Annotated in this window: 21 protein-coding genes and 1 tRNA gene; 17 read left to right on the forward strand and 5 right to left on the reverse strand. The window is 66.3% G+C overall.

Features of this window, described 5'->3' with window-relative positions; all coding sequences use genetic code 11:
- From lptC to ACTJLD_RS38215, 9 genes are all read left to right on the forward strand, one after another.
- On the forward strand, positions 1–615 hold the full coding sequence (gene lptC / locus ACTJLD_RS38175) for an LPS export ABC transporter periplasmic protein LptC (protein WP_027789105.1): 615 nt from the start codon (positions 1–3) through the stop codon (positions 613–615).
- Positions 616–635: 20 nt separating this feature from the next.
- On the forward strand, positions 636–1,301 hold the full coding sequence (gene lptA / locus ACTJLD_RS38180) for a lipopolysaccharide transport periplasmic protein LptA (RefSeq protein ID WP_021162598.1): 666 nt from the start codon (positions 636–638) through the stop codon (positions 1,299–1,301).
- Positions 1,298–2,074, forward strand: a complete 777-nt coding sequence (gene lptB / locus ACTJLD_RS38185) for an LPS export ABC transporter ATP-binding protein (protein ID WP_021162599.1) — start codon at positions 1,298–1,300, stop codon at positions 2,072–2,074. The genes lptA and lptB overlap by 4 nt, the downstream gene beginning before the upstream one ends.
- Before the next feature lie 171 nt (positions 2,075–2,245).
- Entirely contained in the window at positions 2,246–3,751 is a 1,506-nt protein-coding gene (locus ACTJLD_RS38190; RefSeq protein ID WP_042977154.1) for an RNA polymerase factor sigma-54, read from the forward strand.
- Between the two features lie 158 nt (positions 3,752–3,909).
- Positions 3,910–4,269, forward strand: a complete 360-nt coding sequence (gene hpf / locus ACTJLD_RS38195) for a ribosome hibernation-promoting factor, HPF/YfiA family (protein WP_006477786.1) — start codon at positions 3,910–3,912, stop codon at positions 4,267–4,269.
- A gap of 168 nt (positions 4,270–4,437) precedes the next feature.
- Positions 4,438–4,977 carry a PTS sugar transporter subunit IIA gene (locus tag ACTJLD_RS38200; RefSeq protein ID WP_034195946.1) on the forward strand — a complete coding sequence of 180 codons (540 nt, stop codon included), beginning with the start codon at positions 4,438–4,440 and terminating at the stop codon, positions 4,975–4,977.
- A gap of 131 nt (positions 4,978–5,108) precedes the next feature.
- Positions 5,109–6,077: an HPr(Ser) kinase/phosphatase gene (hprK, locus tag ACTJLD_RS38205; RefSeq protein ID WP_011353227.1), complete on the forward strand. Its 969-nt coding sequence runs from the start codon at positions 5,109–5,111 to the stop codon at positions 6,075–6,077.
- A 75-nt stretch (positions 6,078–6,152) separates the two neighbouring features.
- A complete protein-coding gene (gene rapZ, locus ACTJLD_RS38210; RefSeq protein WP_021162602.1) occupies positions 6,153–7,061 on the forward strand; it encodes an RNase adapter RapZ in 909 nt (302 codons plus the stop codon).
- Positions 7,062–7,088: 27 nt separating this feature from the next.
- The gene (locus tag ACTJLD_RS38215) at positions 7,089–7,724 is read left to right on the forward strand and encodes an LON peptidase substrate-binding domain-containing protein (RefSeq protein ID WP_027789102.1); all 636 of its coding nucleotides are present in this window, start codon (positions 7,089–7,091) and stop codon (positions 7,722–7,724) included.
- Between the two features lie 107 nt (positions 7,725–7,831).
- Here the strand turns inward: ACTJLD_RS38215 and mutY are convergent, their stop codons facing one another.
- Entirely contained in the window at positions 7,832–8,938 is a 1,107-nt protein-coding gene (gene mutY / locus ACTJLD_RS38220; RefSeq protein ID WP_027789101.1) for an A/G-specific adenine glycosylase, read from the reverse strand.
- 38 nt (positions 8,939–8,976) lie between these two features.
- On the reverse strand, positions 8,977–9,804 hold the full coding sequence (mutM, locus tag ACTJLD_RS38225) for a bifunctional DNA-formamidopyrimidine glycosylase/DNA-(apurinic or apyrimidinic site) lyase (protein WP_059688686.1): 828 nt from the start codon (positions 9,802–9,804) through the stop codon (positions 8,977–8,979).
- 86 nt (positions 9,805–9,890) lie between these two features.
- Between mutM and ACTJLD_RS38230 the strand changes: the two genes are divergently transcribed.
- From ACTJLD_RS38230 to hisC, 8 genes are all read left to right on the forward strand, one after another.
- A complete protein-coding gene (locus ACTJLD_RS38230) occupies positions 9,891–11,714 on the forward strand; it encodes a tetratricopeptide repeat protein (protein ID WP_027789099.1) in 1,824 nt (607 codons plus the stop codon).
- Positions 11,714–12,334, forward strand: coding sequence for a lipoprotein insertase outer membrane protein LolB (lolB, locus tag ACTJLD_RS38235; RefSeq protein WP_440661389.1), 621 nt, complete (start codon positions 11,714–11,716; stop codon positions 12,332–12,334). The genes ACTJLD_RS38230 and lolB overlap by 1 nt, the downstream gene beginning before the upstream one ends.
- Positions 12,335–12,359: 25 nt before the next feature.
- Positions 12,360–13,241, forward strand: coding sequence for a 4-(cytidine 5'-diphospho)-2-C-methyl-D-erythritol kinase (gene ispE / locus ACTJLD_RS38240; protein WP_060084184.1), 882 nt, complete (start codon positions 12,360–12,362; stop codon positions 13,239–13,241).
- 55 nt (positions 13,242–13,296) lie between these two features.
- A tRNA-Gln gene (locus ACTJLD_RS38245) sits at positions 13,297–13,373 on the forward strand.
- Between the two features lie 45 nt (positions 13,374–13,418).
- Positions 13,419–14,381 carry a ribose-phosphate pyrophosphokinase gene (locus ACTJLD_RS38250; protein ID WP_027789096.1) on the forward strand — a complete coding sequence of 321 codons (963 nt, stop codon included), beginning with the start codon at positions 13,419–13,421 and terminating at the stop codon, positions 14,379–14,381.
- Between the two features lie 161 nt (positions 14,382–14,542).
- Entirely contained in the window at positions 14,543–15,148 is a 606-nt protein-coding gene (locus ACTJLD_RS38255; RefSeq protein WP_027789095.1) for a 50S ribosomal protein L25/general stress protein Ctc, read from the forward strand.
- A gap of 120 nt (positions 15,149–15,268) precedes the next feature.
- Complete coding sequence (gene pth / locus ACTJLD_RS38260) at positions 15,269–15,868, forward strand: aminoacyl-tRNA hydrolase (RefSeq protein ID WP_021163050.1); 600 nt, start codon at positions 15,269–15,271, stop codon at positions 15,866–15,868.
- A 115-nt stretch (positions 15,869–15,983) separates the two neighbouring features.
- Positions 15,984–17,051: a histidinol-phosphate transaminase gene (gene hisC, locus ACTJLD_RS38265; RefSeq protein ID WP_440661390.1), complete on the forward strand. Its 1,068-nt coding sequence runs from the start codon at positions 15,984–15,986 to the stop codon at positions 17,049–17,051.
- 82 nt (positions 17,052–17,133) lie between these two features.
- Here the strand turns inward: hisC and ACTJLD_RS38270 are convergent, their stop codons facing one another.
- From ACTJLD_RS38270 to rsmD, 3 genes are all read right to left on the reverse strand, one after another.
- A complete protein-coding gene (locus ACTJLD_RS38270) occupies positions 17,134–17,400 on the reverse strand; it encodes a YfhL family 4Fe-4S dicluster ferredoxin (RefSeq protein ID WP_006477774.1) in 267 nt (88 codons plus the stop codon).
- A gap of 59 nt (positions 17,401–17,459) precedes the next feature.
- Positions 17,460–17,957 carry a pantetheine-phosphate adenylyltransferase gene (gene coaD / locus ACTJLD_RS38275; RefSeq protein WP_021163047.1) on the reverse strand — a complete coding sequence of 166 codons (498 nt, stop codon included), beginning with the start codon at positions 17,955–17,957 and terminating at the stop codon, positions 17,460–17,462.
- 111 nt (positions 17,958–18,068) lie between these two features.
- Positions 18,069–18,683 (reverse strand): 16S rRNA (guanine(966)-N(2))-methyltransferase RsmD, encoded by a 615-nt coding sequence (gene rsmD, locus ACTJLD_RS38280; RefSeq protein ID WP_027789093.1) that lies wholly within the window; start codon positions 18,681–18,683, stop codon positions 18,069–18,071.
- Positions 18,684–18,887 lie beyond the last annotated feature (204 nt).

Raw genomic sequence — 18,887 nt, forward strand, 5'->3', positions numbered from 1 at the left:
ATGAACACGCATTTCCGCTGGACCCAGCTGCTGCCGCTCGTCGCGGTCGCCGCGCTCGCGGGCATCACCTGGTGGCTGCTGCAGGCCACGCTGCCGCCGCCCGGCGAGGGCACCGCGCAGCCGAAGCGCCATACGCCCGACTATTTCGCGGACAACTTCTCGGTCACCGAGCTCGACCAGTCCGGCACGACCCAGTACCGGCTGACGGCCGCGAAGCTGATCCACTACGAAGACACCGAAAACAGCGACCTGACCGATCCGGCCATGCGCGCGTTCCAGCCCGGCAAGCCGGTCGTGACGACCACCGCGAAGCGCGGCATCGTCAACGGCGACGTGTCGATCGTCGACTTGTACGACGACGCGCGCATCCTGCGCGCGGCCGGCGGCGGCGATCCGCAGATGCAGGCCGATTCCCAGCATTTCCGGATCTTCGTCAATGACGATGTGATCCAGACCGAAAAGCCGGTTAAACTTCAGCGCGGCCTGTCGCTCGTCAACGCGACCGACGGCATGAAGTACAACAACGTCACCCGGGTCATCGAGCTTTACGGCAACGTGCGCGGCACGATCGCCGCGGCGGACACGTCCGGCGGCTCGAAAGGTCAACCCAAGTGACGCATCCCTCACGTGACTGCATGAACGAACCGTTCCCTCGACAGAATTCCGGCGGCGCTGCGCGCGCCGTCCGCGCCGCGCTTGCCGCGGCGCTCGTGGCGCTCCCGCTGGCCGGGCTGGCGCCGCTCGCCCATGCCGAGAAGGCCGACCAGAACAAGCCGATCAACGTCGAGGCCGACAACCTGACCTATGACGACCTGAAGCAGGTCACGGTCGCGACCGGCAACGTCGTGATCACGAAGGGCACGATCATCATCAAGGGCGATCGCGTCGAAGTGCGCCAGGACCCGGAAGGCTATCAGTACGCCACCTCGTTCGGCAGCGGCAAGAAGCACGCGACGTTCCGCCAGAAGCGCGAAGGCCTCGACGAGTACATCGACGGCGACGCCGAGCGCATCGACTACGACGGCAAGCAGGACCTGACCACGCTGACCACCGCCGCGACCGTGCGCCGCCTGCAGGGCACGTCGACCGTCGCCGATACCGTGCATGGCAGCGTGATCACGTACGACGGCCAGCGCGACTTCTACACCGCGAAGGGCGGCAAGGACGTCGCCGCGCCGGGCAACCCGAACGGCCGCGTGCGCGCGATGCTGTCGCCGAAGAACGGCGGCCCCGCGCCGCTGAACGGCGCGCCGGCGAAGCTGTCGCCGTCGACCACGATCCAGGGGGCGCCGGGCCAATGAACGCACTACCGAACCGCCAGCCGGCCGGCACCACGAGCTCGCTCGTGGTCCGCAACCTGAAGAAGCGCTACGGCTCGCGCACGGTCGTCAAGGACGTGTCGCTCGACGTGAAGAGCGGCGAAGTCGTCGGCCTGCTCGGCCCGAACGGTGCCGGCAAGACCACGTCGTTCTACATGATCGTCGGCCTCGTGCCGCTCGACGCGGGCGAGATCTCGCTGAACGGCAGCTCGATCAGCCTGCTGCCGATCCACAAGCGCGCATCGCTCGGCCTGTCGTACCTGCCGCAGGAAGCGTCGGTGTTCCGCAAGCTGACCGTCGAGGAAAACATCCGCGCGGTGCTCGAGTTGCAGCACGGCGAAGACGGCAAGCGGCTGTCGAAGGACGCGATCGCGTCGCGCACCGAAGCGCTGCTCGACGAGCTGCAGATCGGCCACCTGCGCGAGAACCCCGCGCTGTCGCTGTCGGGCGGCGAGCGGCGCCGGGTCGAAATCGCGCGCGCGCTCGCGACCAACCCGAACTTCATCCTGCTCGACGAACCGTTCGCCGGCGTCGACCCGATCGCGGTGCTCGAGATCCAGAAGATCGTCAAGTTCCTGAAGCAGCGCAACATCGGCGTGCTGATTACCGATCACAACGTCCGCGAAACGCTCGGCATCTGCGACCACGCATACATCATCAGCGACGGTTCGGTGCTCGCCGCCGGTGCGCCGAGCGAAATCATCGAAAACGAAAGCGTGCGCCGCGTGTACCTCGGCGAACACTTCCGGATGTAACTCCCCTTCGTGGCTGGCTGCACCCCGCCCGGCATCGCCGCGCGGGGCCGCGTCCTGCTTTGCAACCACGCCCGCGGCCGTGCCCGCGGCCGGGCGGCGCGCCGCGCGTAATCGCGGATGGCTCAACGCGCCTGGGTCGTGGCAAACTGCCGGTATGACTCCCTCCTTGCCATGAAAGCCAGCCTTCAACTCCGCCTGTCGCAACATCTGGCGCTGACGCCCCAGCTACAGCAGTCGATCCGGCTCCTGCAGTTGTCGACGCTCGAATTGCAGCAGGAAGTCGCGATGGCCGTCGCGCAGAACCCGCTGCTCGAGAACGACGACGAATGGATAGCGAGCCCGCTGCGTGTCGCAGCGGACGGATCGTTAATCGCGCAGACGCCTCCCGCCCAGAACACCGAGCCCGCTGCGACAAACAGCAGCAGTTCGTCGAGCGAGCGCGCCGAGCGCGACGAACCGGCCGGCGCGGACGAATACGACGGTTACGCGTCCGGCGACGGCAACGACGGCCCGCAGTGGAATCTCGACGAATTCGGCCGCGCGAGCGGCGCATCCGACGACGACGACCTCCCGCCGCTGCAGGTGCAGGAAGCGGCGACGTCGCTGCGCGACCACCTGTCCGCGCAGTTGCGCGTCACGCAGGCCAGCCCGCGCGATCGCGCGCTCGTGATGTTCCTGATCGAATCGCTCGACGACGACGGCTACCTGACCGCCACGCTCGACGAAGTGCTCGCCGACCTGCCGCCCGAGCTGGAAATCGACTGCGACGAACTGAACGCGGCGCTCGCGCTGCTGCACAGCTTCGACCCGGCCGGGGTCGGCGCCCGCTCGGCATCCGAATGCCTGAAGCTGCAGTTGCTGCGCCTCGATCCGTCCCCGACACGCACGCTCGCACTCGAGATCGTGTCGCAGCATCTCGAACTGCTCGCCGCCCGCGACTTCACGCGGCTGCGCAAGCATCTGAAGGCGAGCGACGACGCGCTGCGCGACGCGCACACGCTGATCCGCTCGCTGGAGCCGTTCCCCGGCGCCGCATACGGCAAGGCCGAGGCCGACTACGTCGTGCCCGACATCATCGTGAAGAAGGCCGGCCAGGGATGGCTCGCGGAGCTCAATCCGGAGGTCGTGCCGCGCCTGCGGATCAACAACCTCTACGCGAACATCCTGCGCAACAGCCGCGGCGATCCGTCGGCCGGCTCGCTCAAGCAGCAGCTCCAGGAAGCACGCTGGCTGATCAAGAACATCCAGCAGCGATTCGACACGATCCTGCGTGTCGCGCAGGCGATTGTCGAGCGTCAAAAGAACTTCTTTGCGCACGGTGAAATTGCCATGCGCCCCTTGGTTTTGCGGGAAATAGCTGATACGCTGGGCCTACACGAGTCGACTGTCAGCCGTGTGACAACCGGGAAGTACATGCTGACCCCGTTCGGGACGCTTGAATTTAAGTACTTCTTCGGATCTCACGTTTCGACCGACACCGGTGGCGCCGCCTCGTCGACCGCCATCCGAGCCCTCATCAAGCAACTGATAGGAGCTGAAGACCCAAAATCGCCACTTTCGGACAGCCGCATTGCCGAGCTGCTGGCAGAACAGGGGTTCGTGGTCGCGCGCCGCACGGTTGCGAAGTATCGCGAAGCCCTCAAGATCCCGGCAGTGAATCTGCGCAAGTCTCTTTAAGCCTGCTGCCTGCCCGGCGGCAGGCGTGTTCCGGCCACCGCGCACACGGGGAACAGGCCGGGCGACCTGTCCGCGATACGCCGCCTCGTGCGGCACGGGCAAGTCGACCGGAGCGCCGCCTCGATGCGGCCGGGTGGTCACTCGCTTGGAGAAGCACTATGAACCTGAAGATCAGTGGACATCATCTCGAAGTCACGCCTGCAATTCGCGAATACGTGATCACCAAGCTGGACCGGGTGCTACGGCATAGCGATCAGGTGATCGATGGCACTGTGATCCTCTCGGTCGACAATCACAAGGAAAAGGACAAGCAGCAGCGCGCGGAAATCAATCTGCACCTGAAGGGCAAGGACATCTTCGTCGAAAGCGCGAACGGTAACCTGTATGCGGCGATCGACCTGCTGATCGACAAGCTGGACCGTCAGGTCGTCAAGCACATGGAGCGCCTGCAAACGCACGCGCACGACCCGATCAAGCTTCAACCGTCGATCGACCAGATCGAACTGCCGCCGCAGTAACCTTCACCGCAACACACACGTCGCCCGGCTCGCCGGGCGTTTTTTTTGCGACTCCTCGCGGTGGTGCAACCGGTCCGTCCACGCTGCGCCACGCACGCAGCTGTGCTCTATAATGTTCCGGTTATCGCCGGGGGGCGCTGGATGCGGTAGCTGCCTTGCAGATTGCCGATGCAGAACGCCTTGATATCGCCGAACATGGATGATCAGTCTGCCGCCGCAAGGAGACCCCAGGCCGCCCAATCGCCTGCCAACATGAATCGCCTAGCCAAAATCCTGCCCATAGAGAACGTCGTCATCGACCTCTCAGTCACCAGCAAGAAACGCGTGTTCGAACAAGCCGGGCTGATGTTCGAGAATCAGAACGGCATCGCCCGCAGCACCGTCACGGACAACCTGTTCGCGCGCGAGCGCCTCGGCTCGACCGGGCTCGGCGAAGGCGTCGCGATTCCGCACGGGCGCATCAAGGGTCTCAAGCACCCGCTCGCCGCGTTCGTCCGGCTCGCCGATGCGATCCCGTTCGAAGCCCCGGACGGCCAGCCGGTCGGCCTCCTGATCTTCCTGCTCGTGCCCGAGCAAGCCACCCAGCAACACCTCGAGATCCTGTCGGAAATCGCGCAACTGCTGTCCGATCGCGACGCGCGCGAGCGTCTGCACAACGAAACGGACATCGCCGAGTTGCATCGCCTGCTCACTCAGTGGCAACCTTGAGTTGATCCGGGCGGATTATTTTCCCGTACGATGCGGCACACGCCGCCGTCCAGGGCCGCCCGGCGCCGGCCCGGCATGGCGACGTCCGTCGCCGCGCGCATGCACCGGCCCATTGGAGTGACGGAGCAGTCATGGATACGTCCAGCATCAACGCCCAGAGCATCTTCGACGACAACGCGGCCACGCTGAAACTGAGCTGGCTGACGGGGCATGAAGGCTGGGAACGCGGCTTTTCGGCCGACACCGTCGGCAATGCAACCTCGAGCGCCGACCTCGTCGGCCACCTGAACCTGATCCACCCGAACCGGATCCAGGTGCTCGGCGAAGCCGAAATCGACTACTACCAGCGGCAGACCGACGAAGACCGCTCGCGCCACATGGCCGAGCTGATCGCTCTCGAACCGCCGTTCCTCGTCGTCGCGGGCGGCGCCGCCGCCCCGCCCGAACTCGTGCTGCGTTGTACACGCTCGTCGACCCCGCTGTTCACGACGCCGATGTCGGCCGCCGCGGTGATCGACAGCCTGCGACTCTACATGTCGCGGATCCTCGCGCCGCGCGCGACGCTGCACGGCGTGTTCATCGACATCCTCGGGATGGGCGTGCTGCTGACCGGCGATTCGGGCCTCGGCAAGAGCGAACTCGGCCTCGAGCTGATCAGCCGCGGCCACGGCCTCGTCGCCGACGACGCGGTCGATTTCGTCCGACTTGGCCCCGATTTCGTCGAAGGGCGCTGCCCGCCGCTGCTGCAGAACCTGCTCGAAGTGCGCGGCCTCGGCCTGCTCGACATCAAGACGATCTTCGGTGAAACCGCCGTGCGGCGGAAAATGAAGTTGAAGCTGATCGTCCAGCTCGTGCGGCGCCCCGACGGCGAATTCCAGCGCCTGCCGCTCGAAAGCCAGACCGTCGACGTGCTCGGCTTGCCGATCAGCAAGGTCACGATCCAGGTTGCGGCCGGCCGCAACCTCGCGGTGCTCGTCGAGGCGGCCGTCCGGAACACGATCCTGCAGTTGCGCGGAATCGACACGTTGCGCGATTTCATGGATCGGCAACGACTCGCGATGCAAGATCCCGACAGTCAATTCCCCGGCAAACTGGTGTAACCCGCACGCGCCGGCCACGCAACGCCGACGCGTCGAGCCGGTGCTATGATGAAACGTCAGGATTTTCTGCTTCCCATGCGCATCGTCCTCATCACCGGCATCTCCGGCTCAGGCAAGTCCGTCGCGCTGAACGCGCTCGAAGACGCAGGCTATTACTGCGTCGACAACCTGCCGCCGCACGTGCTCCCCGAACTTGCCCGCTACCTCGCGGAGGATGGCCAGCACCGGCTCGCGGTCGCGATCGACGCGCGCTCGAGCGCATCGCTCGACGAAATGCCCGGCCTGATTCGCGAGCTGTCGCGCGAGCACGACGTGCGCGTGCTGTTCCTCAACGCGAGCACCCAGTCGCTGATCCAGCGTTTCTCCGAAACGCGCCGCCGTCATCCGCTGTCCGGCTCGCTGTCGCACGATGCGGACGTCGGCCTGCTGTCGTCGCTCGAGGAAGCGATCGAGCGCGAACGCCACCTCGTCGCGCCGCTCGCCGAATTCGGCCACCAGATCGACACGAGCACGCTGCGTGCGAACGCGCTGCGTACGTGGGTCAAGCGCTTCATCGAGCAGAAGAACAACGACCTGATGGTGATGTTCGAATCATTCGGTTTCAAGCGCGGCGTGCCGCTCGACGCCGACCTGATGTTCGACGTGCGCGCGCTGCCGAACCCGTACTACGACCACGAGTTGCGCCCGCTCACCGGGCTCGACCAACCGGTCATCGCCTTTCTCGACGCACTGCCGATCGTCCACCAGATGATCGACGACATCCATGCGTTCCTGATGAAATGGCTGCCGCACTTCCGCGATGACAACCGCAGCTACCTGACCGTCGCCATCGGCTGCACGGGCGGGCAGCATCGTTCGGTGTTCATCGCGGAAACGCTTGCCGCGCGCCTTGCGCGCGAGGCGAACGTGATCGTGCGGCATCGTGACGCGCCAGTGGATGTCGACGCGTCGTCGCGGCTCGTCTCCGAGGTCGACCGACCCTAGCGACGCACGCCCCAACGCCCGCGCGCCATGTCCTCCCTATCGACCACCCTGATCGACCTGCCGCTGTTTCCGCTGCACACGGTGCTGTTTCCGGGGGGGCTGCTCCCGCTCAAGGTGTTCGAGGCGCGCTATCTCGACATGTCCCGCGCGTGCCTGCGCGACAACGCGCCGTTCGGCGTGTGCCTGCTGAAGAGCGGGCCCGAAGTCGCGCAGGACGGCGCCGTGTCGGTGCCCGAGACCATCGGCTGCATGGCGCGCATCACCGAGTGCGATACCGGCGAATTCGGCATGCTTTATCTGCAGGCCGTCGGCACGCAGCGTTTCGAGCTGCTGTCGTATCGCGTGGAAGGCAACGGGCTGCTGGTCGGCATCGCTGAGCCGCTGCCCGACGACATCCCGCTCGAAGGCGAGCAGGCGCTCGCTCAATTCGGCTCGTGCGCCGAGGTGCTCGAGCGCATCATCAACGCGCTGAAGAAGTCCGATCCGGAGAAAATGCCGTTCGGCGAACCGTTCCGCCTCGACGATCCGAGCTGGGTGTCGAACCGCCTCGCGGAACTGCTGCCGCTCGACCTGCGCGCGCGGCAGAAGCTGATGGAGTTTCCGGACGTCGGCGCGCGCATCGATGCCGTGCACCACGTGCTCGACCGGCACGGCTGGCTGTAACTACCGCGGCCGATTCCGTCGCGCGTCGCACCCGCCGGAAGACCTTTCCCGCAAGCGGTATCCCGGCGCCTTCCCGAACGCAGCCCGCGCCGCGCCCTTCCCGTTCGTTACAACAGCGGCCCGCTCAGCGCATCGAGCAGCTTGCGCACGGGCGCCGGCACGCCGTACGCGTCGAGCCGGCTCAGCGGGACCCACGCGGTATCCGCATCCCGCGCCCCCGAAGGCAGGCCGCCACCGTCGGCCATATCGCTCAGCCGAGGCTCGATCTCGAGCCGGAAATGCGTAAACGTGTGCGTGAGCGGCGCGAGCGGCACCGTGCCGCCACCGCCGAAACCGCGCGCGAGTTCCGCGAGCGCGGCGTCGCCGTCCGCTTGCGGCAGGCTCCACAGCCCGCCCCAGATGCCGGTCGGCGGCCGGCGCTCGAGCAGCACGGCGTCACCGTCGCGCAGCACGAGCATCCAGGTCTTGCGTGTCGGCACCGCCTTCTTCGGCCGCGCGGCCGGCAGCTCGCGCTGGCGGCCCGTCGATTGCGCAACACAATCGCCCGCGAACGGGCACCGCGCGCAATCGGGCTTGCCGCGCACGCACAGCGTCGCGCCGAGATCCATCAGCCCCTGCGTATACGCGCTCACGTCGGCCGCATTCGCGGCGTCGGGCAACAGCGATTCGGCGAGCGCCCACATGTCGTTCTCGACACGCTTCTCGCCCGGAAAGCCCTCGACGCCGAAAACCCGCGCAAGTACGCGCTTCACGTTGCCGTCGAGGATCGTCGCGCGCGCGCCGTACGCGAACGACGCAATCGCCGCGGCCGTCGAACGGCCGATGCCCGGCAGTTCGGCCAACGCGTCGGGCGTCGCCGGAAACGCGCCGCCGTGCTCGGCGACGACGGCCTGCGCGCAGCGGTGCAGATTGCGCGCGCGCGAGTAGTAACCGAGCCCCGCCCACAGCGCCATCACGTCGTCGGTCGGCGCGGCCGCGAGCGCGGCGACGTCCGGGTAGCGTTCGAGAAAGCGCGTGTAATACGGGATGACGGTCGATACCTGCGTCTGCTGCAGCATGATTTCCGACAGCCAGATCCGGTACGGATCTCGCGTGTTCTGCCACGGCAGGTCGTGGCGGCCATGCTCGCGCTGCCATGCGACCAGGCGCGTGGCGAACGTGCGATGCAGCGGCGTGACGGGGAACGGAGCGGGGGCGATGCGGGGCGGCTTCAAGTTATCTGATCGGGGAATAAGGTTTCAACGCTGAGGTTTCAACGCTGGCAGGTCGGGCAAAAATAAGTCGACCGTTGGCCCTGCACGATCTGGCGAATCGGTGTGCCGCATACACGGCAGGGTTGGCCGGCACGGTCGTAGACGAAGCAGTCGAGCTGGAAATAGCCGCTTTCGCCGTTGCTGCCGACAAAATCGCGCAACGTGCTGCCGCCACGCTCGATCGCGTCGGCGAGCGTCGCGCGCACCGCGTCGGCCAGCCGCTCGTAGCGCGGCAGCGAGACCTTGCCGGCGGCCGTCGTCGGCCGGATGCCCGCGCGAAACAGGCTCTCCGACGCATAGATGTTGCCGACGCCGACGACCATGTCGCCCGCGAGCAGCGCCTGCTTGACCGAAACGGTGCGGCCGCGCGTGCGCGCGTGCAGCAGCGCGCCGGTAAACGCCGGCGAGAACGGCTCGACGCCGAGGCTCGCGAGCAGCGGATGTGCATGCACGTCGCCTGCTTCGCGCGGGTGCCACAGCACCGCGCCGAAGCGGCGCGGATCGCGGAACCGCAGCACGAATTCGTCGAAGATCCAGTCGATGTGGTCATGCTTGGCGGCGACCGGCACGCCGTCGGCGGGCAGCACGCGCAGCGTGCCCGTCATGCCGAGATGGACGATGAACCAGCCTGCGTCGACCTCGAACAGCAGGTACTTGCCGCGACGCTCGACGGCGAGCACCTCGCGCGCGCGCAACTGCTCGGCGAGCCCTGCCGGCACGGGCCAGCGCAACATCTCGGTACGGACGTCGACTCGCTCGACGCGGCGGCCTGCGACAAAGGGCTCGATGCCCCGGCGCGTGACTTCGACTTCTGGCAACTCTGGCATGTTTTACGGGTCTGAGGCTGGATTCACGATCGTGCGTGTATTGTAGCGAGCGCGTTACAATCGGTTGAAACATCGAACGGATTTCCATGACCCTGCCCTCGAAGCTGCTTCTGAAGCGCCCCGCCGCCGTGCGCGGCGCGCGTGCCTTCCCGGTCCGCCGTGCGCTCGGCGCCGCGCTGTTCGCCGCCTGGACCCTCACCGCCTTCCCGGCTCACGCGCAGGATCCGGCATCGGACGACGCGGAACCGCAGGGCGCGTTCGAGCACGTGATGCCGGACGAGCAGAAGAATCTCCCCGGCGTTCCGCTGACGAGCCAGATCGTCTACCAGGTGCTCGCCGCCGAGGTCGCGCTCCAGCGCAACCAGCCCGCGCCGGCCTACCAGACCTACCTCGCGCTTGCCCGCGACACGCGCGATCCGCGCATGGCCCAGCGCGCGACCGAGATCGCGCTCGGTGCGCAGAGCCCGGCCGACGCGCTGTCCGCCGCGAACCTGTGGCGCCAGTACGCACCGGAATCGAACCGGGCGTCGCAAGTCGACGCCGCGCTGCTGGTGCTCGCCGGCAAGCCGGCCGACGCGCAGCCGATGCTCGCGCGCGAGCTGGCCCGGGCGACCGGCGAGACGCGCGGCCCGGCGATCCTCGCGCTGCAGGCGCTGCTCGTGCGCGGCCCCGACCGCGTCGGCGGCCTCGCGGTGCTGAAGGACATGCTGAAGAACGACCTGAACCGGCCCGAGGCTCAGCTCGCGATCGCGCGCCAGCAGCTTGCGGTCGACGACAAGGACGGCGCCGCGCAATCGCTGAAGCAGGCGCTGCAGATCCGCCCCGACTACCTGCCGGCGGCCCTGATGCTGTCGCAGATGGGGCCTGCGGAACGCGCGGCGGGCATCGCGTCGTTCGAGAAGTATGTTCAGCAGAATCCGAAGTCGCGCGATGCGCGGCTCGCGCTGTCGCAGCTCTATCTCGCCGACGATCGCCTCGACGACGCGCAGAAGCAGTTCGAGACGATGCGCAAGCTCGACTCGAAGGATCCGACGCCGCTGATGGCGCTCGCGCTGATCAAGATCCAGCAGAAGAAGCTCGACGAAGCCACCGCCTACCTGAAGCAGTACGTACAGCTCGGCGACAAGCAGCCGAACCTCGACGTCGGCCAGGGTTACATCTACCTCGCGCAGATCGCGATCGACCAGAACAACGACGCGCTGGCGTCGCAATGGCTCGACAAGGTCGATCAGACGAGCCAGCACTATCTCCCCGCGCAGATCACGCGCGCGCAACTGCTGCAGAAACAGGGCAAGACCGACGAGGCGCGCAAGGTGCTCGACGACCTGCCGATCACGGATCCGCGCGATGCCGCCGTGGTCGCTCGCACCGACGCGTCGATCCTGTTCACCGCGAAGCGCTACCCGGAAGCCGAGGCCCGGCTCGGGCAGGCGGTCCAGGACTTCCCGGACGATCCCGACCTGCGCTACGACTACGCGATGGCGGCCGAAAAAACCGGCCATTACACGACGATGGAAAAGCAGCTGCGCGAGCTGATCCGCACGCAGCCCGACAATCCGCAGGCGTACAACGCGCTCGGCTATTCGCTCGCCGACCGCAACCAGCGACTGCCCGAAGCCAGCAAGCTGATCGACAAGGCGATGACGCTCGCGCCGAACGACGCCTACATCATGGACAGTCTCGGCTGGGTGAAGTACCGGATGGGCGATACGGCCGGCGCGGCGAAGGTGCTGCGGCGCGCGTACGAACTGCAGCCGAACGCCGAAATCGGCGCGCATCTCGGCGAAGTGCTGTGGAAGAGCGGCGCGCAGGACGACGCGCGTTCCGCGTGGCGTGACGCGCAGAAGCTCGAGCCGGACAACGACACGCTCGTGCAGACGCTGAAACGCCTCCAGATCAACGGCCTCTGATGCAGATGTTCCCGACGATTTCCCTGTCCTCCCGCGCGCAGCGCACGCTGGCCGCAGCCGGCGCGGCGCTCGCGCTCGCCGGCTGCGCGAGCACGCCGCCGTCGGCCGGCGTGCCGACGGGCGCGCCGCTGCAGACCGCCGCAGCGCACGCTTACCATGGCCGCTTCGCGGTGCAGTACGACGACCGTCTCGGCAAGCAGCAGAACGTGTACGGCAACTTCGACTGGCAGGAGCACGGCGACGACGTGTCGCTCGAGCTGCGCAGCCCGCTCGGCCAGACGCTCGCGGTCGTGAAATCGACGCCGCAGGCGGCATCGCTCGAATTGCCGAACCGTCCGACGCAATATGCGCCGGACGTCGGCGACCTGATGCAGAAAACGCTCGGCTTCGAACTGCCGCTCGCGGGCCTGCGCTACTGGCTGCTGCCCACGGCCGCGCCCGCGACCCCTGCGGAAACGGTACGCGACCCGGCCGACGGCACGCGCGTCAAGCAGATCCGCCAGGATGGCTGGACGATCGACTACCTTGCCTACGCGGATGCCCCGGCCACGGGCGTCAAACGCGTCAACCTCGTGCGCGCGACCCCGCCGCTCGACATCAAGCTCGTGCTCGACCAGTGAGCACCGGCCCAGCCCAGACATACGCATGACCGATTCGACCCGCTCGCTGCGCAATTGCCTTGCGCCCGCGAAACTCAACCTGTTCCTGCACATCACCGGCCGCCGCCCGAACGGCTATCACGATCTGCAGAGCGTGTTCCAGTTGCTGAATTGGGGCGACACGCTGCATTTCACGCTGCGCGACGACGGTCGCGTCGCGCGCGTCACCGACGTGCCCGGCGTGCCCGAGGAAAGCGACCTCGTCGTGCGCGCAGCCAACCTGCTGAAAGCACATACGGGCACCGCGCACGGCGTCGACATCGAGATCGACAAGTGCCTGCCGATGGGGGCCGGCCTTGGCGGCGGCAGCTCCGACGCCGCAACGACGCTGCTCGCACTGAACCGCCTGTGGCGACTCGACCTGCCTCGCGCCGAGCTTCAGTCGCTCGCGGTCAAACTCGGCGCAGACGTCCCGTTTTTTATTTTTGGAAAAAATGCGTTCGCAGAGGGTATCGGAGAAGAATTAGCTGAGGTACAATTGCCGACTCGCTGGTTCTTGGTTGTGACGCCAAGCGTTCATGTCCCGACCGCTGAAATATTTTCAGATGAGTTGTTGACAAGAGATACGAAGCCCGTCACAATTGCTGACTTTCTTGCACAGCAAACCAGCGATGCGGGATGGCCAGACAGTTTCGGCCGGAACGACATGCAGGAAGTTGTAACAAGGAAGTACGCGGAAGTTGCGCAGGCGGTTAAATGGTTGTATGATTTGACCCCCGCGAGGATGACCGGCTCCGGAGCAAGCGTGTTTGCAGCGTTTCACAGCAAGCACGAGGCAGAAGCGGCGAAAGCCAAGCTGCCCGCCAGTTGGAATGGTGCAGTTGCCGAGAGTCTGGACGAGCATCCGCTCTTCGCTTTCGCGTCATGAAGTTTTACTTTGCCGAACGGCCTACACGAGTTCGGTAAAGCAGTCAGTTAAGTGTAGGGGAGTCGCCAAGTTGGTCAAGGCACCGGATTTTGATTCCGGCATGCGAGGGTTCGAGTCCTTCCTCCCCTGCCAAAAAATTTTCCCGCATTTCCCGCCCAAGCCTGAAGCAGGTGCACGATGAGCAGCCACAGCCATGATGGCCTGATGGTCTTTACTGGCAACGCGAATCCCGCGCTCGCCCAGGAAGTCGTCAATATCCTTGGTATCCCCCTCGGCAAAGCAATGGTCAGCCGTTTCTCCGACGGCGAGATCCAGGTCGAGATCCAGGAAAACGTGCGCGGCAAGGACGTCTTCGTCCTGCAATCCACGTGCGCACCGACGAACGACAACCTGATGGAACTGATGATCATGGTCGATGCGCTCAAGCGCGCATCCGCCGGCCGGATCACTGCAGCCATCCCCTACTTCGGCTACGCCCGTCAGGATCGCCGCCCGCGTTCGGCGCGCGTTGCGATCTCGGCGAAGGTCGTCGCGAACATGCTGGAAATCGCCGGCGTCGAGCGGATCATCACGATGGATCTGCACGCCGACCAGATTCAAGGCTTCTTCGACATCCCGGTCGACAACATCTACGCAACGCCGATCCTGCTGGGTGACCTGCGCAAGCAGAACTACCCGGATCTGCTCGTCGTGTCGCCGGACGTCGGCGGCGTGGTGCGTGCCCGGGCACTCGCGAAGCAGCTCAACTGCGATCTCGCGATCATCGACAAGCGTCGCCCGAAGGCGAACGTCTCCGAAGTGATGAACATCATCGGTGAAGTCGAAGGCCGCACCTGCGTGATCATGGACGACATGGTCGATACGGCAGGCACGCTCTGCAAGGCCGCGCAAGTGCTGAAGGAGCGCGGCGCGAAACAGGTTTTCGCCTACGCGACGCACCCGGTGCTGTCGGGTGGCGCGGGTGATCGCATCGCCGCGTCGGCACTCGACGAGCTGGTGGTCACCGACACGATCCCGCTGTCCGCCGAATCGCTCGGCTGCTCGAAGATCCGTGCACTGACGAGCGCGAGCCTGCTGGCCGAAACGTTCTCGCGGATCCGCCGCGGCGATTCGGTGATGTCGCTGTTCGCGGAATCCTGATCGCGAATCGACTGAACAAAGTATGCGCAGAAAGCGAAGCGGCAACGCTTCGCTTTTTGCACAATCGGACGGGATAGACGAAACCCCGTCCGCTTCATCGGGGGCCGACATTTGACGGCCCCGTTTTACTGCCTGGTCGCGGGCAGCCATTGGAGAATCATATGAAAGTCGTCGCTTTCGAGCGCCAACAGCAAGGTACGGGTGCGAGCCGCCGCCTGCGCAACGCCGGTAAGACCACGGGTATCGTTTACGGTGGCGAAGCAGCCCCGCAAAAGATCGAACTCGATCACAACGCCCTGTGGCACGCCCTGAAGAAGGAAGCTTTCCACTCGTCGATCCTCGACCTCGAAGTGGCTGGCCAGTCGCAACAGGTTCTGCTGCGCGACGTGCAATACCACCCGTTCAAGCAACTGGTGCTGCACGTGGACTTCCAGCGCGTTGACGCGAAGAAGAAGCTGCACACGAAGGCTCCGCTGCACTTCCTGAACGCTGAAATCAGCCCGGCCGTGAAGCTGTCGAGCGCGGTCGTTTCGCACGTCGCGACGGAAATCGAAATCGAGTGCCTGCCGGCTGACCTGCCGGAGTTCCTCGAAGTCGACCTGTCGAAGATCGAAGCCGGTCAATCGCTGCACGCGAAGGACATCGCACTGCCGAAGGGCGTCGCGCTGGTCGCGCACGTCGACGCGGAAAACCCGGTTGTCGCATCGGCGACGGTCCCGGCTGGTGCCGTGTCGGACGCAGCCGAAGGCGAAACGCCGGCTGCCTAAGCGGCCGCCTACGCGCCCCATCGATCCGTTTCACGAAACGGTCGACGCAACCCGCCGCGGCTTGCCCGGCGGGTTTTTCTTTTTCTGCGCCCAGGCGGCGGCTGCCGCCTTCGAAACGTCATGATCAAATTGATCGTCGGCCTCGGCAATCCCGGGGCGGAATACACTGCGACGCGCCACAACGCCGGCTTCTGGCTGATCGACCAGCTCGCCCGCGAAGCAGGCGCGACGCTACGCGACGAACGCCGCTTCCATGGCTTCTACGCGAAAGCGCGCCTGCACGGTGAGGAAGTCCACCTGCTCGAGCCGCAAACCTACATGAACCGCTCCGGCCAGTCGGTCGTCGCGCTCGCGCAGTTCTTCAAGATCCTGCCCGACCAGATCCTCGTCGCACACGACGAGCTCGACCTGCCGCCCGGCACCGTGAAGCTGAAGCTCGGCGGCGGCAGCGGCGGCCACAACGGCCTGAAGGACATCACCGCACACCTGTCGTCGCAACAGTACTGGCGGCTGCGGATCGGCATCGGCCATCCGCGCGACCTGATTCCGGAAAGCGCCCGCGCCGGCGCGAAGCCCGATGTCGCGAACTTCGTGCTGAAGCCGCCGCGTCGCGAGGAACAGGACGTGATCGACGCGTCGATCGAGCGCGCACTCGCCGTGATGCCGATGGTCGTCAAGGGCGAACTCGACCGCGCGACGATGCAACTGCATCGCAACTGACCGCAGCGCCCCGCGACGATCCATCGCGCCGCCCGGCGTCGCCGGGCGGCGCCGCCCGCCCCATCCTGCGCATACTTGCGGTAATCTGGTCGCTTTGCCCGACAGGAGCCAAGCGGTGAGCCGTTACTGGAGCGACGTCGTTCAGCAACTCGTGCCTTACGTGCCGGGCGAGCAGCCCGCGCTCGCACACCCGGTCAAGCTGAACACCAACGAGAATCCCTATCCGCCGTCGCCGCGCATCGTCGCGGCGATCGCACGCGAACTCGGCGCGACCGGCGACACGCTGCGCCGCTATCCGGACCCGGTTGCACGCGCGCTGCGCGAGACGGTCGCGGCCCATCACCGCATCCAGCCCGAGCAGGTGTTCGTCGGCAACGGCTCGGACGAGGTGCTCGCGCACACATTCCAGGCGCTGCTCAAGCACGACCGGCCGCTGCGCTTCCCCGACATCACGTACAGCTTCTATCCGACCTATGCACGCCTGTACGGCGTCGAGACGACGGTCGTGCCGCTCGCGGATGACTTCTCGATCCGCGTCGACGACTATCTCGACGACGCCGGCGGCGTGCTGTTTCCGAACCCGAACGCGCCGACCGGGCGCGCGCTGCCGCTCGCGGATGTCGAGCGGATCGCGGCCGCGAATCCGTCGTCGGTCGTCGTGATCGACGAAGCCTATGTCGACTTCGGCGCGCAGTCCGCGATTGCGCTGATCGACCGCTACCCGAACCTGCTCGTCGTGCACACGACGTCGAAGGCGCGCGCGCTCGCGGGCATGCGCGTCGGTTTCGCATTCGGCGATGCCGCGCTGATCGACGCGCTGAACCGCGTGAAGGACAGCTTCAACTCGTACCCGCTCGACCGGCTCGCGCAAGTCGCCGCGCAGGCGGCATACGAAGACACCGATTATTTCAGCGCAACCTGCCGGCGCGTGATCGACAGCCGGACGCGGCTCACGCACGCGCTCGACACGCTCGGCTTCGACGTCGTGCCGTCGGCCGCGAATTTCGTGTTCGCACGCCATCCCGCGCACGACGCGGGCGCCATCGCGGCCAAACTGAAGGAACGGGAAATATTCGTGCGGCACTTCGGGCTGCCGCGAATCGACCAGCACCTGCGCATCACCGTCGGCGCCGATGCCGAATGCGATGCGCTCGTCGCGGCGTTGCGCGAGCTGCTGGCCTGACATGAAGGCCGGCGCCAGGCGGCGCCGGTCCGGATGCGTAACGCGCGTGCCGAAGAACCCAGGCGCGCGCGTCACCGCGGGGTCACGACGCGTCGTCGCCTTTCACGGCGATCAACGCGTGGTACTTCTCCATCAATTGCGCGTGCGATTCGTCATGCTGCGGATCGCGCGGAATGCATTCGACCGGACACACCTGCTGGCACTGCGGTTCGTCGAAATGGCCGACGCACTCGGTGCACTTGTTCGGGTCGATCACGTAGATGTCCGGGCCCATCGAAATCGCGCCGTTCGGGCACTCGGGCTCGCACACGTCGCAATTGATGCACTCGTCGGTAATCATCAAAGCCATACTGATCTCACTTCTTCAGGCCGGCGGCCGGCTTCGCGACGAAACCGGCCGGCGCCGCGTCACGCGGCAGGGCCTCCCATCGCCGTCACTTTCTCGGTCAGCCACTTCTCGACGGACGGGAACACGAACTTGCTGACATCACCGCCCAACTGCGCGATTTCACGCACGATCGTGCCCGAGATGAACTGGTACTGGTCGGACGGCGTCATGAACATCGTCTCGACGTCGGGCAACAGATAGCGGTTCATCCCCGCCATCTGGAACTCATATTCGAAATCGGACACGGCACGCAGGCCGCGCACGATCACGCGTGCGTTGTTGGTGCGGACGAAGTCCTTCAGGAGGCCGGTGAAACTCATCACCTTCACGTTCGGGTAATGGCCGAGTACCTCGTTAGCAATCGTCAGACGTTCTTCCAGCGAGAAGAACGGCTTTTTCGCGCGGCTGTCGGCCACACCGACCACCAGCGTATCAAAAATGCTCGACGCACGCCGCACGAGGTCTTCGTGCCCGCGCGTCAGCGGATCGAACGTACCGGGATACACGGCGACTACCATGTCGCTCCTCCTGTCATCACGCAAACGGGATGGCAGCGGTGCCATGCGCACGCGACTGCCGAGATGGGCATGCGTCGCCTTTGCAGCGCGCCGCCTCGTATGGAACGCGCATTATTCATCATTTTCGCGCCGCAGCAAATGATAGTGAACCGCACCGGCCTTGCCGTGCTTCACCACCTCCCAGCCCGCGAGCGCATCATGCGCGGCCGGGTCGAGTTCCGCCCCCGTTTCGACGTACAGCGCGCCGCCCGCCGCGACGAGCGGCGCCGCCAGCGCGACCGCGCGATCGAGCACAGCCGGTTCGCCGAACGGCGGATCGAGAAACACGACGTCGAACGCGCCCGGCGTGAGCCCGGCCGCGAGCCGCAACGCGTCCGCCTCCGCGACCTCGACCGCACGCGCGCCGAGCTTGTCCTTGATCGCACGCAGCTGCTGCGCGGCGCGCGGGTGGCGCTCGACCATCACGACGCTCGCCGCGCCGCGCGACGCGGCCTCGAAACCGAGCGCGCCCGTGCCCGCGAACAGGTCGAGGCAACGCCGGCCTTCGAGATCCTGGCCGAGCCAGTTGAACAGCGTTTCGCGCACGCGATCGGGCGTCGGCCGCAGGCCGTCGAGATCGAGCACCGCGAGCGGCGTGCGTTTCCAGTCGCCGCCGATGATGCGGATCGTGTGCGGCTTGCCGCGGCTGGAGGGGGCCGCCGGGCGGCCGGAAGAGGAACGGGACATACGGAATATCGACGACGGAGGGACCGGGCGCGCGCAGGGGCGCACCGCCAAACAGGCGCACGTTACCACAGCGGCGGCGCGCACTGACGCGAGCGCCACGCCGCACTGATAAAATGCACGGTTTCGGCCGCCGTGCGCCGCGCCCGCGCGAACGCAGGACGGCCCGTCCGGTGCCCCGCTTCCGGCGGCGGCCCGCCCTCTTCC

It is taken from the genome of Burkholderia sp. 22088 (assembly GCF_052045915.1).
Classification (GTDB): Bacteria; Pseudomonadota; Gammaproteobacteria; order Burkholderiales; family Burkholderiaceae; genus Burkholderia; species Burkholderia cepacia.

Coding starts and splice junctions, on each gene's coding strand:
- lptC (WP_027789105.1), top strand. CDS start 1: ATGAACACGCATTTCCGCTGGACCCAGCTGCTGCCGCTCGTCGCGGTC.
- lptA (WP_021162598.1), top strand. CDS start 636: ATGAACGAACCGTTCCCTCGACAGAATTCCGGCGGCGCTGCGCGCGCC.
- lptB (WP_021162599.1), top strand. CDS start 1,298: ATGAACGCACTACCGAACCGCCAGCCGGCCGGCACCACGAGCTCGCTC.
- ACTJLD_RS38190 (WP_042977154.1), top strand. CDS start 2,246: ATGAAAGCCAGCCTTCAACTCCGCCTGTCGCAACATCTGGCGCTGACG.
- hpf (WP_006477786.1), top strand. CDS start 3,910: ATGAACCTGAAGATCAGTGGACATCATCTCGAAGTCACGCCTGCAATT.
- ACTJLD_RS38200 (WP_034195946.1), top strand. CDS start 4,438: ATGCAGAACGCCTTGATATCGCCGAACATGGATGATCAGTCTGCCGCC.
- hprK (WP_011353227.1), top strand. CDS start 5,109: ATGGATACGTCCAGCATCAACGCCCAGAGCATCTTCGACGACAACGCG.
- rapZ (WP_021162602.1), top strand. CDS start 6,153: ATGCGCATCGTCCTCATCACCGGCATCTCCGGCTCAGGCAAGTCCGTC.
- ACTJLD_RS38215 (WP_027789102.1), top strand. CDS start 7,089: ATGTCCTCCCTATCGACCACCCTGATCGACCTGCCGCTGTTTCCGCTG.
- mutM (WP_059688686.1), bottom strand. CDS start 9,804: ATGCCAGAGTTGCCAGAAGTCGAAGTCACGCGCCGGGGCATCGAGCCC.
- ACTJLD_RS38230 (WP_027789099.1), top strand. CDS start 9,891: ATGACCCTGCCCTCGAAGCTGCTTCTGAAGCGCCCCGCCGCCGTGCGC.
- lolB (WP_440661389.1), top strand. CDS start 11,714: ATGCAGATGTTCCCGACGATTTCCCTGTCCTCCCGCGCGCAGCGCACG.
- ispE (WP_060084184.1), top strand. CDS start 12,360: ATGACCGATTCGACCCGCTCGCTGCGCAATTGCCTTGCGCCCGCGAAA.
- ACTJLD_RS38250 (WP_027789096.1), top strand. CDS start 13,419: ATGAGCAGCCACAGCCATGATGGCCTGATGGTCTTTACTGGCAACGCG.
- ACTJLD_RS38255 (WP_027789095.1), top strand. CDS start 14,543: ATGAAAGTCGTCGCTTTCGAGCGCCAACAGCAAGGTACGGGTGCGAGC.
- pth (WP_021163050.1), top strand. CDS start 15,269: ATGATCAAATTGATCGTCGGCCTCGGCAATCCCGGGGCGGAATACACT.
- ACTJLD_RS38270 (WP_006477774.1), bottom strand. CDS start 17,400: ATGGCTTTGATGATTACCGACGAGTGCATCAATTGCGACGTGTGCGAG.
- coaD (WP_021163047.1), bottom strand. CDS start 17,957: ATGGTAGTCGCCGTGTATCCCGGTACGTTCGATCCGCTGACGCGCGGG.
- rsmD (WP_027789093.1), bottom strand. CDS start 18,683: ATGTCCCGTTCCTCTTCCGGCCGCCCGGCGGCCCCCTCCAGCCGCGGC.